Here is a 13,410-nt window from a genome sequence, read left to right on the forward strand (position 1 = left end):
GGGCTGTGCCGGCGGAGAGATCGGAAAGGGCGACGATGGCGTCGTCGGCAGGGTGGACTTGGAGGATGGAGGCCATGGTTGCGGAGGAATAAAGCGTTGGCGGACGAAGGGAAGGCAGAATTTTGAACTTTGCGCTTTCTGCCAGACCGGGTTAGATCGGGATTATGCTCGAAATCAACAATCTCTCCCATGTTGTTCCCGGAAAAGGCAAAGAACCTCTCCGCGTGCTGGAACAGGTCAGTTTCATGGCTCCGGGCGGGCATGTGCTGGCACTGATCGGGCCTTCGGGCAGTGGGAAGACGACGCTGCTGCGCATCCTGGCGGGATTGACGGAGCCGGAGGCTGGGACGATCACTTTCGGAAAGCGGGATCTGATCAAGCAGCCGCTGTATGCCAATCAGCTGGGCTGGGTGCCGGCGGGAGACGATAACTTGATTGAGCACCTGACGGTGCGTGAAAACCTGATCAGCGCGGCGATGCTGCGCGGGGCGGGACGGAATCGGGATGAGGTGCTGTCCCGTGTCTCGCATGTGCTGGTGACGGTGGGTCTGGAGAACATCGCGACGGAGCGAACCTCCGCGCTGGCGCTGCCGCATAGGAGACGGCTGAAGCTCGGCCTGGCGCTGGTGGCGGACCCGGTAATCGTGCTGTGTGATGATTTCACCGTGGGAATGGATGTGCGCAGTGAGCGTGAGTTTGAGGCGCTGCTGAGACTGGTGGCCTCGGACCGGCCTGACCGCATCGTGATTCATGCGACGGACTCGCTGGCGAATCTGGGGGCGTATGACACGGTGGTGGTGATGCATGAGGGCTACGTGGCTTTCCACGGTCCTGCACGCGCCGTGCCGCACTACTTCACGGTGCCGACCTATGATGAAGTTTATGCACGTCTGGCGAAGCGCCCTGCGCAGCGCTGGGGTGACTCCTGGATGAAGCACCGCGATGCGTACTATGCGGCGTTCAAGCTGGGGAGTGGCGTGGCGGAAAAGCTCTCTGCGGCCGAGGAAGATCCGGGTGATGAGGACCGCACGATCATCATGAAGCAGAAGGGCGGCGAGGATGAAGAGGAGGTCAAAAAGCCTGAGGAAGCCGAGGTGAGGCCGATCATTCCTCTGCCGGGCATCTTCAGCCAGGCACAGCATTTGGTGAAACGCCGCTGGTCGCTGCTGCGTCGCAGCCCACGCGAATGGATCGTGCATGCCTCGTTGCTGGTGGGCGGGCCTGCCGTCGCGGCTTTGCTGCTGCTGCCCAATTTAAAAGGGCTCAAGGAAATGCGCGGTGGCAGCACCGCTATTGAAGTGGTCTGGCCGGCGGCGCATGCGGTGTCGATGATCGTGCTTATTCAGATCCTGCTGGTGATGTTCATGGCGCTGCGCCTCGGCGCACGCGAGATCGCCGGACGACGTGCGATTTATGAACGCGAGCGCATCGGTGGCGTGGCACCCTCCGCATGGCTGATCGGTTCCCTGCTCTTCATGCTGCCCATCATTCTGGTGCAAAGCATCTGGATGGAGATGTTTTTGGACATCGTTTCCGGCTCCGGCGTGCTGCCGGGCACGGGGATGGCCAAGCTGATGCTGCCCGCCCTCTCGGGTGCCGCTTTTGCCGCCCTCTGTCTGGGGATCTCCGCCAACTCCGACAGCAAGGAGCGTGCACACAGTGTGTCACTCACGCTGCTGTGTGCGAACGTCCTGCTCTGCGGTGCACTGCTGGGCTTCCCCAAGATTCTGGGGCATGTGGTGCATCCTTTCATCACGGCGCATTATGGGTGGTCGGGCATCATCGATTCGCTGGAGAAGACAGCCTATTTTGAGCCTATCGACAAACTGGTGAAGACCTGGTTTGCGACACCTGATATCGCGATGAGCATGCTCGGGGTGCATTTCCTCGTGGGCGTGGTGATGGCGTATGTGGGCTTGAAGCGGAGGGCGTGAGGCGGCGCAGTTGGCAGGAGGTGAAGAATCGTGTTTGAGGCTTCAGGTGAGATCCTTGCCTGAATGGCATTCAGGTGAGGGATTGGGATTGCTTGTGGGTTTTGGATCTGGCGGCACGGTCTGACGTGGCGGGACTCTTTGCAGACGCTGCTGGTGGGCGTTGGATGTGGCGGGGCGGTGGGTTTGCTTCCCCGGTTTGATGGCGGGTACCAAGGTAGCCTCGCCAGGCTCGGCAACCCTTCGCTATGTTGCGCAGTCCCGTTGGGACTGGTGTGTGGCGGAGCGGTGGCGAAGGGCGTGATGGGCGGTCATGGGCGTACCGGACCGCCTACACAGGAGGGACTCCAATACGTGCCTGGCTTGACGTGGATGTTCTGGGTGTGGCGAGGTGCAAGAATCGAGGACGAGTTCGAGTAGGAGGACGAAGACGATTTTCACTTCGGCGACGTGCTTTGACCGCTTGATTGCGCAGCAAGCTTGACGGCGCGGCCATCCTGACCTCCGATTCTTACTCCCCTCCCCTTTTCTTCATGCTCAATTTTGTTCGCTTCAAGCACGCCCGGTTTTCCGCCCGTTTCCCTGATACTTTTCGATACTCGCGCTCGCACTACTGGATGGCTCCGGTGGAGGGGGAGACGAATCTGTGGCGTGTGGGGTTCACGAAGTTTGCGACGCGGATGCTGGGTGAGCTGGTGGACTGTGAGTGGAAGCCTGCTGAAGGTGGTCCTGTGGCCCCTGGCGACAACATTGGCTGGGTGGAGGGCTTCAAGGCGGCTTCGGATGTTTATTGCGTGATGAACGGCGCGTTTGCGGGTGGGAATCCGGAGCTCAAGGTAGATGCGTGCATTGTGAGGAGCGATCCGTATGAGCAAGGGTGGCTGTATAGCGTGCGTGGCGAACCGGAGGCGGAGAGCATGGATGTGAACGGGTATATTGAGCTGCTAAGCGGGACGATTCAGAGGATGGCGGAGGAGGGGCATGGGGAAGAGGGGGTGGATGGGGAGTGAGGGAGGGGATTGAAAGCATGCATTGAGTGCAGAGAACGGTTTGCCACACCGCTACGCGGTTTGCTGGAGGCAGGCGCTCTGGAGCCTTTTAAATTCTGACGCAGCCATTCAGAAGACTCTGTTACGTGCGATGGACATGGTCCGTCGGTCTGGGGTGATTGGGCAGCGCTGATCGACCGACAGGAGTGTCTATCGTACTTCAATCCATCCGCGCAGACACAAAGCGTGGCTTCTTGGGCATGCGACTGTAGAAGCTTCCCTTTCGATGGTTTCGTGGAATGCGTGTGCTGTCCGGCCTGCGGAAAGCGGTAGCTGCGCTCGTTCCTCGCTGCGCGACCGCAGTCCAAAAATGAAGGCTGTTGCGCTGCTTCTATGCCGTCTTGATGAAGCAAGGACTCCCCTGCCCTCTATTTTCCGAGGAGGAAGGCGAGGAGGTCGGCCATTTGCTCTTTGGTGATGGCGGCTTCGAGGCCGACGGGCATGAGGGTGTGATCAAGGGATTTCATTTCCTTGATGGCGGTACGGGCGATGGTTTCTTTGGCACCGCCCATCATGGCGAGGACGATGCCGTCGCCGGTTTCGCTTTGGATGAGGCCGGAGAGGGTGCGTCCGTCTTTGGTCTCGACGGTGTAGGCGCTCCAGCGGGCTTCAAACATGCGATTGGGATCGAGAATGTCTGAGAGGAGGCCTTCCGGGGGCTTCACTTTGACGTCGGAGAGGGGCGGGCCAACATCGACGCCGAGGGAGCCGTGCTTGTGGCAGGTGATGCAGATGGTGGCGAAGACCTGCTGACCTTTTTTGGCGTTCCCTTTCAGGGTGGTGGCGACCATGTAGTCCTGCACGACTTTCGCGCGATCACTGCTGGCTTCGCCGAAGAGCTTCTTGGCAAGCTCGGGCATCTCGCCGGTGCCGCGCTGGTAGCGCCAGCGGGTTTCGACATCGACCCAGGCGGTGGGGAATTCGCCTTTCTCCATGCGCTTGAACAAATCGAGCGCGGTGGTGGCGTTGGCGGTGAGGACGGGGACGAGATCGCGCTTCAATGCGGGTCCGGCCTTGGGCAGGAGTTCATAGATGAGAGGCGAGGTGGTGGTGGCGGGGTATTTCCGCAGCAAAGCCAGCGCGGCGAGCGAGAGCTCCGGTGGCTGGCTGGTGGTAAGAAGGGTCTTCACGACGGGCTGGACGGCGTCCCATTTGCGCTGGCCGAGAAGGGGCATGACGGCGAGGCGTTGGTCGAGAGGAGCTTTGTTGTCGGCGATGATTGCGTCGATCTCGGACTGCAGGGTGGCGATTTCTTTGGCGGCGTCTTCGTGACCTTTGGGAAGCTTGGCGAGGCCTTGCAGCAAGGCGGGCTTCCACCAGAGGAGTTTGCCGGGTTCTTTTTGGAGGAGGGAGAGGAGAGCGGTCACGTCTTCTGCTTCAGCATCGGCGATGGCACCCAAGGTAAAGGTGCGGATGGTGGTGCTGCGGATTTCGGAGAAGGTTTTGAAGAAGTCATCGCCGAGGGAGCTGAGGATGCGGCCCATCTGCTTGCTGGCGGAGGAGGCGACCATCTTGGCCATCCATGGATCTTCGGGATACTTTGCGATGAGAGCGCTGAGTTCCTTGGCATCGGTGATGGTCTGAGCTTTGAGGAAGGCGACGCGTTCGGCGTGCTCGGCTGGGACATCGCCCCAGCCGACTTCGGGAATGGCGTGGTATTTGCCGGGAGTTTTGGTGACGAGTTTTTTGGTGCCCTTTGGCACGACACGCCAGATGCGGCCTTCGTTTTCGCCCTGGCGCATGTCGTGGGTTTTGACGAACTCTTCGGGGAAGAAGCGGGCGTGGTCGATCCAGCGGCGGTAGATGTCGCAGATGTAGATGGCACCGTCGGGGCCGGTGGTGAAATTCACGGGACGGGACCATTCATCGCTGCTGCGGAAGAATTCGGTGCGATCGCCGACACGGGTGGCTTTGAGGGATGCGCCGTTGGGAGTGATCTTGTAACGGGTGACGAGCTGGCCTGTGGGATCTGGGACGAAGACGTTGTTTTTGAGCTCGGGCATGAGCAGGCCACGATAGACTCCCAGACCGGAACAAGCGGTGTTTGTACCGGCATGCGCGTCTGCAGTGGTGTGGGTGATCTGCAGCGGGAAGACGCGGGTGTCTGCGCCGAAGGGGGCGATGTCCTCGAAGTTCTGCGTGATGCCGGCGTGGGGATTGCGCAGCATGGCCTCATAAGGCATGACGGTGAACATGAGGGGATTGCGGTTCGAGCAGTAGAAGTGGTGGCCGTAGTCATCGAAGGCGCCGCCGTACTGGCCTTTTCCGCCGGTGGGGGTGATCTTGTCGGTGCGGGGGTCCCATTTGAAATTGCTGCCGGGGATATTGACGACATCGGTGGGGTTGTCGGCGGGATAGATCTCACGGGCGTCGAGGCCGTTGTTGAAGTGAATGCAGCCGTCAAGGCCCCAGCGTGGGGCGCTGACCTGAAGCTGGGCGTGCTTAGGATTGAAGCCTTTGATGAGAGATTTGATCTCGTCTGCCTTGCCATCGCCATCGGTGTCTTTGAGAAAGAGAATCTGCGAACGGGTGGTGGCGATGAGGCCGCCATTGTAAGGGAGGAGGCCCTGCACGTTGTCCATGTGATCGGCAAAGGTGACGGCCTTGTCCATGCGGCCGTCTCCATCTTCATCGGTGAGGAGCTGGATGCGGGAGAGCCAGGGATCGCCGGGGTTTGGCGGGCCGAGAGGGTAGTCGCGCATGTCTGCGACGTACATGCGGCCTTTGGCATCCCAGGTGCATTCGACGGGATCGAGGACGAGGGGTTCGGCGGCGACGAGCTGCACTTCGTAGTCGCCATCGAGCTGGATGCGCTTGAGGGATTCTTCGGGGGAGAGGGCTTTGGACTGGCCATCGCGCACGGCGCCGATGTCGCTGCCGCCGCTGGCCTGGATGGCGCTCCACTTTTCTTTGAACTCGCCGAGAGGGTAGAGTTCGTAACGGCGCACGAGCATTTCTGCGCCTTCGGTTTGCAGGAGGATTTTGCCTTCGGCGGGCTTGCAGTCGAAGGCTTCATTCACCATCGCGCCGTTGACGAAGTATTGCAGCGTGTCGCCTTTGGCGATGACTTCGAGGCGGTTCCATTCGCCGGAGGGGGACTCGACATCTTCGCGGCCGCGGAAGCCGACTTTATCGGCCCAGTCCACATCGCGGTGTTTCCAATTGATGCGGCCTGCGGTGACGGTCTGGCGGGGCTCGCCTTTCTTCCAGATTTTTTCCTTGTCGCGATCGAGCGCGAACTCAGCGGAGAGGGAGGTCGTCAGCTGGGTGCCGTCGGCGAGTTTGGGTGAGAGGACGAGGATATCGCCGACGCCGCCTTCGATGATCTGGGCCTCGATGCTGGCCATCCAGGTGTCGCCGACGGTGCCGTGGGGACCGTAGCTATGGAGGAGGATGCCGTTGTCCTTGGCGGCTTTCTCGCGCTTGCCCCAGGTTTTGGCGCCCCACTTGAATTCGAGGACGAGGTGGTAGTCGCGGAAGTTTTCCTTGGTGGCGACGTAACCATAGCCGCGGCCGCTGATGTGGAAGGTGCCATCCTTGTCGAAGGTCCAGATGTCCTTGGGGGCGTCGTGGAAATCGGCCTTGGGATTGACGTGGTACTCGACGTTGCCGGATTTGATGACGTCGAGCAGGTTGATCTTCGCTTTGACGGGTTCGATGGCAGATAGAAAGCCGGCGGAACACACGAAAAACACAGGGAGGAGTGAGAAGATGCGCATGAGGTGATTACGACGAGGGTGAGAGTATCATTACGGCCGGAGGCCACATGATGCAGACATGATTGAGGGGAAACTTGGTGCTTTTGTGATGCGAGGCGAAGCGAAGGCTCCGGGCGTTCCAGAGGGAGCTGAAGCTCCCGAATAGTTACTTTCCTTTGAACTCGCCGAGAGGGGAGAGTTCGTAGCGGCGCACGAGCATTTCCGCGCCTTCGGTCTGCAGGAGGATTTTGCCTTCGGCGGGTTTGCAGTCGAAGGCTTCATTCACCATTGTACCGTTGACGAAGTACTGGAGTGTGTCGCCTTTGGCGATGACTTCGAGGCGGTTCCATTCACCGGAGGGTGACTCGACATCTTCGCGACCGCGGAAGCCGACTTTATCGGCCCAGTCCACATCGCGGTGTTTCCAATTGATGCGGCCTGCGGTGACGGTTTGACGAGGCTCGCCTTTCTTCCAGATTTTTTCCTTGTCGCGATCAAGCGCGAACTCAGCGGAGAGGGAGGTCGTCAGCTGGGTGCCATCGGCGAGTTTGGGTGAGAGGACGAGGATATCGCCGACGCCGCCTTCGATGATCTGGGCCTCGATGCTGGCCATCCAGGTGTCGGAGTAAGCGCCGTGAGGGCCGTAGGCGTGGAGGAGGATGCCGTTGTCCTTGGCGGCTTTTTCGCGTTTGCCCCAGGTCTTGGTGCCCCACTTGAATTCGAGGACGAGGTGGTAGTCGCGGAAGTTTTCCTTGGTGGCGACGTAGCCGTAGCCACGGCCGCTGATGTGGAAGGTGCCGTCCTTGTCGAAGGCCCAGATGTCCTTGGGGGCGTCGTGGAAGTCGGCCTTGGGATTGACGTGGTACTCGACGTTGCCGGATTTGATGACGTCGAGCAGGTTGATCTTTGCTTTGACGGGTTCGATGGCAGGCAGAAGGCCGGCGGAACAGATCGAAAGCACGGAGAGGAGTGAAAGGAGGCGCATGAAGTGAGTACGGCAGGGGTGAGCGTATCATTACGGCGTGATGCAGTGTGATGCAGACACGATTGAGGCCAAACTTGGTGCTTTTGTGACGGGAAGGAGTTCCTGGTTCTTTGTTCTTGGTTGAATTTGGTTCGCCTGCCCAGCGGGCGTTATCATAGCGCATCGCCAAACTCATTCCGGCATGGTCGAGCCTGGGGACATTCGGTTTGCCGCAGAGGGGCAAAGGTGCAGAGGTGGCAGAGACGGAATTTACTTTCTACTCCCTTTGTCACCCTGCTCCTCTGCGGCCAATGGAATGTTACATTGCCTTCCAAACGACATGCTGGAGAGCATCTCCTCGCGCGCTTTCCGAGAATGAGTTTCGGAAGAATTTACAGCACCTGCTTCAGCAGGCGCTGGGTAACGCGAGCAGACCGGCTAAAGCCGGAACTACAATACGTGTGCTGTGGATTGCGGAGCGATGGAGGTGCGGCGTTTCCAGAGCGAGCTAAAGGCTCGGCAGTACTTTTATCCAGCTCTACGAGAGCTTGTTGCGGAAGTCGGGGTAGCCGAATTTGCGGACGACGCGGTATTCCTTTGTGGCGGGATCGTAGATGGCGATGTCGGGATGGGGGACGCCGTTGAAGGTGGTGGTTTTCACCATGGTATAATGTGCCATGTCTGCGAAGACGAGGCGCTGGCCGATGCGGAGGGGCTCGGGGAAGGAGAAGCCGCTGAGGACATCGCCAGCAAGGCAGGAGGTGCCGCCCATTTTGTACTCGTAGGGGTGCTCTCCGGGAAGGCCGGCGCCGAAGATGTGGGGGCGATAGGGCATCTCGAGCGTGTCCGGCATGTGGGCGGTGGCGGAGATGTCGAGGATGGCGGTGGGTGTGGGGGCTTCGATGATGTCCTGCACTTCGGCGATGAGGTAGCCGGTGTTGAGGCCTGCGGCTTCGCCGGGCTCGATGTAAACGTCCTTGCCCCACTTTTCGCGGAAGGTGCGGAGCACGCGGATGAGGAGGTCCACATCGTAGTCTTTGCGGGTGATGTGGTGGCCGCCGCCCATGTTGACCCACTGCACCTGTTTGAGCAGGCGGGGGAAGCGTTGTTCGACGGCGACGACGGTGCGCTCGAGGACATCGCTGTCCTGTTCGCAGAGGGCGTGGAAGTGGAGGCCTTCGATGCCGGTGAGGTCTTCGTCTTCGAGGAGGTCTGAGCGAATGCCGAGGCGGCAGCCGGGGGAGCAGGGATCGTAGAGGGAGACTTCGACTTCGGAGTGCTCGGGGTTCACACGGATGCCGGGGCTGGGCGCGTGGCCGGTGGCGGCTTTGGCGGCATCCAGCATGGGCTTGAACTTCCGAAACTGTGCGAGGGAATTGAAGCTGAGGTGATGCGAAATGGGGATGATCTGCTCCATCTCCTGCGGTTTGAAGGCGGGGGAATAGACGTGGACTTCCTTGCCGAATTCCTGGGCGAGCAGGGCTTCATTCAAGCCGCTGGCGCAGCAACCGCTGAGGTATTCCCGCATGATCGGGAACACGCTGAACATGGAGAACCCCTTCAGGGCGAGGAGCACGCGGGCGCCGGATTCACTCTGCACATGGGCGAGCTTTTCCATGTTCTTCCGCAGCAGCGCGACATCCACCACATAGGCGGGTGTTTCGATGGCGTTGATGTCGAAGGCCGGAAAGGGCTGCTCATAAACGTGGGGAGGAGTGAAAGAGGTAGAGGCCATTCAGGGAAGGAGCTGGGGCGAGGAATAGGGAACGATGGGAGGAAGAGGCAAGGGACGAAAATGACGAATGCAGAATGACGAATGATTCTGAAGCGCGAATGGCTTGGTTTGCGAAGCGACTTTTTTTAACGCGAATGAAGAAAGAAGAACCGCGAATTGCCGCGAATCAGAATTGGACTCCAAGTTACTTATAATTCCTTAGCGCTGCACTTTGGCGTCTCCGCCTTCGGCGAGTTTTTGGACTTCGGGGAAGGTGGCCATGCTGGTGTCTCCGGGGGTGGTCATGGCGAGGGCGCCGTGGGCAGCGCCGTAGTCGACGGCTTTTTGGGCATCGTTTTCCACGAGGAGACCGTGGATGAGGCCAGCGACGAAGCTGTCGCCCGCGCCGATGCGGTCGAGGATGTCGAAGCGGGGGTAGTTGCGGCTGCGATGGAAGCTGCCTTTGTGCCAGCAGAGGGCACCCCAGTCATTGACACTGGCGGTGTGCACGCGGCGGAGGGTGGCGGCGATGGTGTGAAGATTTGGATACTGCGCGGCAAGCTTTAACATCATGGGGCGGAGCTTGGCGTCTTCGGTGGCGAAGATGTCGGTGGGATCCGTGGGCGTGGAGGAGGAGACGGGCGGCTCGTCGCTGAGGACGCCGATCATGACATTGACGTAGGGGGCGAGCTGGCGGTTCAGCGCCTGCGATCCGGCGAAGCCGCCGCGCTCCTGCCACAATGAGGGGCGGTAGTTGAGATCGTAGCTGACGGTGACGCCGTGTTTTTTGGCGGCTTCACAGGCCTGGATGGTGATCTCGGCGGTGGATTCGGAGAGGCCAGCGAAGATGCCGCCGGTGTGGAGCCATTTGCAGCCGAGGGTGCCGAAGAGGTGATCGAAATCGAAGTCGCCAGGCTTGATCTGTGAGGCGGCGCTGTGGCCGCGATCGACGCTGCCCTTGGCACCGCGCACGCCGAAGCCGCGCTCGGTGAAGTTGATGGGATTGCGGACGCGCTTGCCCATGCCGTCATAGGGCACCCATTTGATGAGGGAGGTGTCCACGCCGCCCTGGAGGATGAGGTCTTCAATGAGGCGGCCGATTTCATTGTCGGCAAAGGCGGTCAGAATTCCAGAGCGGAGGCCGAAGCAGCGGCGGGCGCCACGGGCCACATTGTACTCGCCGCCGCCCTCCCAGGCGGTGAACTGGCGGGAGGTGCGCACGCGTCCCTCACCGGGATCGAGGCGCAGGAGGACTTCACCGAGGGACAGGAGATCGTAGGCAGGTTGAGCGGGCATGGAGGGGCTAGATATGAAGCGCGACGGGGCAGTGGCAAATAACTCCTCGCTGGAAAATGTGCCGGGAAGGGCTTAGGTTTGAGGATGATTCGATTTCTTTCCTGCCTTGCCTGCGCGCTGATGGTCTCTACAACGGGCTTCTCCAAGACCCCTATGATACCTGTGGAGCTCAAACCTTGGGACAAAGGTGCCATTGAATTTGAGACGGGCATGCTGTGGAAGGTCGGCGGAGACACCACCTTTAACTATCGCATCATCCCCTTCATCGTTTCCTGGCGCACGCCGGAGTGGTTTGGATTGCATTTTCGCAATGGCTCCGCCTTGGTTGTGAGGCAGAAGTTTTCCGCGATGGCGAATTACATCGAGACGGGGTCTGAGAACCGTTACCTCGGGCTTTCAGGCGGAGGAGTCATCGAATGGTGGAACCCGAGTGCGACGTGGAACATTTTTGGTTCCGCAGGTGGCGGGGTGGGCTGGATCGATGCGCAGAGTGCGCCCGGCGGCCAGGGGCAGGACTTTACTTTGAACTGGTACAGCCAGCTCGGCATCTCGCACACGCTTACCGAAAAGTGGTCGGTGAATGCGAGTGCGATGTTTCAGCACATGTCCAATGGAGGGCAGACGAATCCAAATCCGGGGCTGGATGCGCTGGGTGTGCTGATTGGTGTGCGCAGGAGTTTTTGAGCGAGGGCAAAATGAAGCTGGCCAGATGAGGCGGGGCATTTCATGGTGATGGACCATGAGCTTTCGACTTCTGACCGCCCTTGTTTTTGCCGCCGCATCTCTGCACGCTGCTGATGTTTATTTTCCGCCGCCTGACAGCGACGGTGGCTGGCGTGAAGCGAAGGGGGAGAAGGAATGCCGCGAACTGGGCGGCATGGATCTGGTGAAGCTGGAGCCGGCGTATACGATGACGGAGCGCTCGACGGGAAATGGGGGCCTCGTGGTGGTGCACAAGGGGTATCTGGTGTTTGAGAAGTACTTTGGCCGTGCGAGCCGCAACAGCAATCCGGACATGGCTTCCACGGGGAAGGCTTTTTGCAGCATCGCGTGCGGGATCATGCTGAATGAGTTCAAGGACAAAATCCCTGAGGGGCTGGATACGAAGGTGTTTACTGAGAAGTACCTGCCGGAAGCTTTTCCGCTGAATGATCCGCGCAAGGCGGAGATCACGCTGGGGCAGCTGCTGTGCATGACGGGTGGCTACTGGGGCGAAGGGCAGACGCCGACGGGGTATGTGAAGGGTGATCCGAAGGCACAGCAGCTGAAGCCGGTGCCGGGGCAGAACATCAAGGACCTGGACAAGTCATCGCTGAATGTGCCGCTGTGGACGAATCCGGGGGCCGGGTATTCGTACTCGTCCCCTTCCCCGCACATTGCGAGCATCGTGCTGCGGCATGTGACGGGCATGGAGCTGAAGGATTACATTGATACACGGCTGGCGAAGCCGCAGGGCTGGGGTGCGTGGGACTACTGCCTGCACCGTGGTGACTACGTGATGCCGCACGCGAATGGCGCGGGCAGCACGGCGCTGCATGCGACGGATGCGGTGCGCATGGGCTACTGCCTGGCGCATGGTGGCAAGTGGAAGGACCAGCAGATCGTGCCGGCTGATTACATCAAGAAGTGCCAGACGTGGAGCCCGTACAATCCGCACACGCCGTTCTCGCTGCAGTTTGAACACAATGCGGATGGGCATGTGGCGGGTGCGCCGAAGGATGCGTTTTGGAAATCGGGCGCGGGTGGTTTTTGTTTGTATATTGTGCCGTCGCTGGATCTGGTGATTTACAAGCTGGGCGGCAAGGACGGGCAATATGATCCGACGCTAACGCGCATCCCGCAGCCGGAACAGAAGCATGATCGCGACAACTGGCAGCCGATTCCGGGAAATGCGTTTATGGAGGGCAGCGGTGCGGCTTCGCTGAACCGCGTGCTTGAGATGGTGTGTGCGGCGGTGAGGATTGAATAGACGGAGGGATGGCGGAGAGCTCCAGTTGCGGCGCAACTGGGCTGCTTTGCTGGCGCTGTTGTCGGTCGGTTTGTGGTTAGGCCTAGGTGATGGGAACTGTGTGAGCGCTGGTCGACGGGCAGGAACCGGAGCGCAGCGCAGATAGCCAGCCGCAGGCTGCCCGCAGGGCGAACGCAGTGAGGCGGCAATGCCCATCGTACTTTTGGCAGGGCGTACATGATTGACAGATCGGGCGCGCGACGCCTGTTGTGTGTTTCCCATGAAGTTTTGCTCGTTTCTCGCCTTCCTGTCTCTTGCCACCTGCGCGCTCGCTGCGGACAAACCTGCGAAGCCCAAGGTGGCGGACGCGCCTGCTGCGCCTTCGCCATGGGGGGATTTTGTGGAGAAGGATTTTCCGTTTTTCAGCAGTGTGCTGGATGCGCGGGAGGTGGGTGAGGGTTTTCCGAAGGACAATCTGACGCCGCGTGGGATTGTTTTGAATCTTGGGCACAATTTGTGGGCGTGCTTTGACACGGATCTGCTGCGCATTGCGTGCATCTGGGAAGGCGAGGCTGGGAAGCCGCCGGTGAGTGCGGAGGCGCTGGCGCCGGGGTCCTACCATGTGGCGGGACAGAAGACGAAGGACGGGCAGGAGTATCTACCGAAGCCGGTTGGCAAGGTGTGGCTGGCGAACGGGATTTATCCGGGGTGGCAGGTGGGAGAGAAGCCGAGCTTTGTGGATCCGCGTGAGCCGACGGCGAGTCCGGAGGAGGTGGGGAGAGGGCCGGTGTCTGGATCGCAGTTCAAGGA

General features: G+C 60.2%; 9 protein-coding genes. 5 read left to right on the forward strand and 4 right to left on the reverse strand.

What is annotated here, in order from left to right; genetic code table 11:
* Positions 1 to 164 precede the first annotated feature (164 nt).
* Together WAW39_RS09360 and WAW39_RS09365 are read left to right on the forward strand one after the other, a co-directional pair.
* On the forward strand, positions 165 to 1,934 hold the full coding sequence (locus WAW39_RS09360) for an ATP-binding cassette domain-containing protein (protein WP_422318083.1): 1,770 nt from the start codon (positions 165 to 167) through the stop codon (positions 1,932 to 1,934).
* Between the two features lie 530 nt (positions 1,935 to 2,464).
* A complete protein-coding gene (locus WAW39_RS09365) occupies positions 2,465 to 2,941 on the forward strand; it encodes a glycine cleavage system protein H (RefSeq protein ID WP_422318085.1) in 477 nt (158 codons plus the stop codon).
* A 407-nt stretch (positions 2,942 to 3,348) separates the two neighbouring features.
* Here the strand turns inward: WAW39_RS09365 and WAW39_RS09370 are convergent, their stop codons facing one another.
* The 4 genes from WAW39_RS09370 to WAW39_RS09385 form a co-directional block, all read right to left on the reverse strand.
* Positions 3,349 to 6,699, reverse strand: coding sequence for a PVC-type heme-binding CxxCH protein (locus WAW39_RS09370; protein ID WP_422318087.1), 3,351 nt, complete (start codon positions 6,697 to 6,699; stop codon positions 3,349 to 3,351).
* Between the two features lie 145 nt (positions 6,700 to 6,844).
* Positions 6,845 to 7,663: a 3-keto-disaccharide hydrolase gene (locus tag WAW39_RS09375; RefSeq protein WP_422318089.1), complete on the reverse strand. Its 819-nt coding sequence runs from the start codon at positions 7,661 to 7,663 to the stop codon at positions 6,845 to 6,847.
* Positions 7,664 to 8,180: 517 nt separating this feature from the next.
* On the reverse strand, positions 8,181 to 9,377 hold the full coding sequence (gene nspC, locus WAW39_RS09380) for a carboxynorspermidine decarboxylase (protein WP_422318091.1): 1,197 nt from the start codon (positions 9,375 to 9,377) through the stop codon (positions 8,181 to 8,183).
* A gap of 198 nt (positions 9,378 to 9,575) precedes the next feature.
* Positions 9,576 to 10,652 (reverse strand): sugar kinase, encoded by a 1,077-nt coding sequence (locus WAW39_RS09385; RefSeq protein WP_422318093.1) that lies wholly within the window; start codon positions 10,650 to 10,652, stop codon positions 9,576 to 9,578.
* 153 nt (positions 10,653 to 10,805) lie between these two features.
* Between WAW39_RS09385 and WAW39_RS09390 the strand changes: the two genes are divergently transcribed.
* The 3 genes from WAW39_RS09390 to WAW39_RS09400 form a co-directional block, all read left to right on the forward strand.
* Positions 10,806 to 11,336 (forward strand): acyloxyacyl hydrolase, encoded by a 531-nt coding sequence (locus tag WAW39_RS09390; RefSeq protein WP_422318095.1) that lies wholly within the window; start codon positions 10,806 to 10,808, stop codon positions 11,334 to 11,336.
* Between the two features lie 55 nt (positions 11,337 to 11,391).
* Positions 11,392 to 12,621, forward strand: coding sequence for a serine hydrolase domain-containing protein (locus tag WAW39_RS09395; RefSeq protein WP_422318097.1), 1,230 nt, complete (start codon positions 11,392 to 11,394; stop codon positions 12,619 to 12,621).
* 259 nt (positions 12,622 to 12,880) lie between these two features.
* The coding region (locus WAW39_RS09400) for a DUF6797 domain-containing protein (RefSeq protein ID WP_422318099.1) at positions 12,881 to 13,410 on the forward strand (530 nt) is incomplete at its 3' end.

Source organism: Prosthecobacter sp., assembly GCF_049294395.1.
In the GTDB taxonomy this organism is placed as follows: domain Bacteria; phylum Verrucomicrobiota; class Verrucomicrobiia; order Verrucomicrobiales; family Verrucomicrobiaceae; genus Prosthecobacter.

What these genes read in the sequence shown, in the direction of transcription:
- WAW39_RS09370 (WP_422318087.1), bottom strand. Translation starts at nt 6,699, where the DNA reads ATGCGCATCTTCTCACTCCTCCCTGTGTTTTTCGTGTGTTCCGCCGGC.
- WAW39_RS09375 (WP_422318089.1), bottom strand. Translation starts at nt 7,663, where the DNA reads ATGCGCCTCCTTTCACTCCTCTCCGTGCTTTCGATCTGTTCCGCCGGC.
- WAW39_RS09360 (WP_422318083.1), top strand. Translation starts at nt 165, where the DNA reads ATGCTCGAAATCAACAATCTCTCCCATGTTGTTCCCGGAAAAGGCAAA.
- WAW39_RS09365 (WP_422318085.1), top strand. Translation starts at nt 2,465, where the DNA reads ATGCTCAATTTTGTTCGCTTCAAGCACGCCCGGTTTTCCGCCCGTTTC.
- WAW39_RS09385 (WP_422318093.1), bottom strand. Translation starts at nt 10,652, where the DNA reads ATGCCCGCTCAACCTGCCTACGATCTCCTGTCCCTCGGTGAAGTCCTC.
- WAW39_RS09395 (WP_422318097.1), top strand. Translation starts at nt 11,392, where the DNA reads ATGAGCTTTCGACTTCTGACCGCCCTTGTTTTTGCCGCCGCATCTCTG.
- WAW39_RS09390 (WP_422318095.1), top strand. Translation starts at nt 10,806, where the DNA reads ATGATACCTGTGGAGCTCAAACCTTGGGACAAAGGTGCCATTGAATTT.
- nspC (WP_422318091.1), bottom strand. Translation starts at nt 9,377, where the DNA reads ATGGCCTCTACCTCTTTCACTCCTCCCCACGTTTATGAGCAGCCCTTT.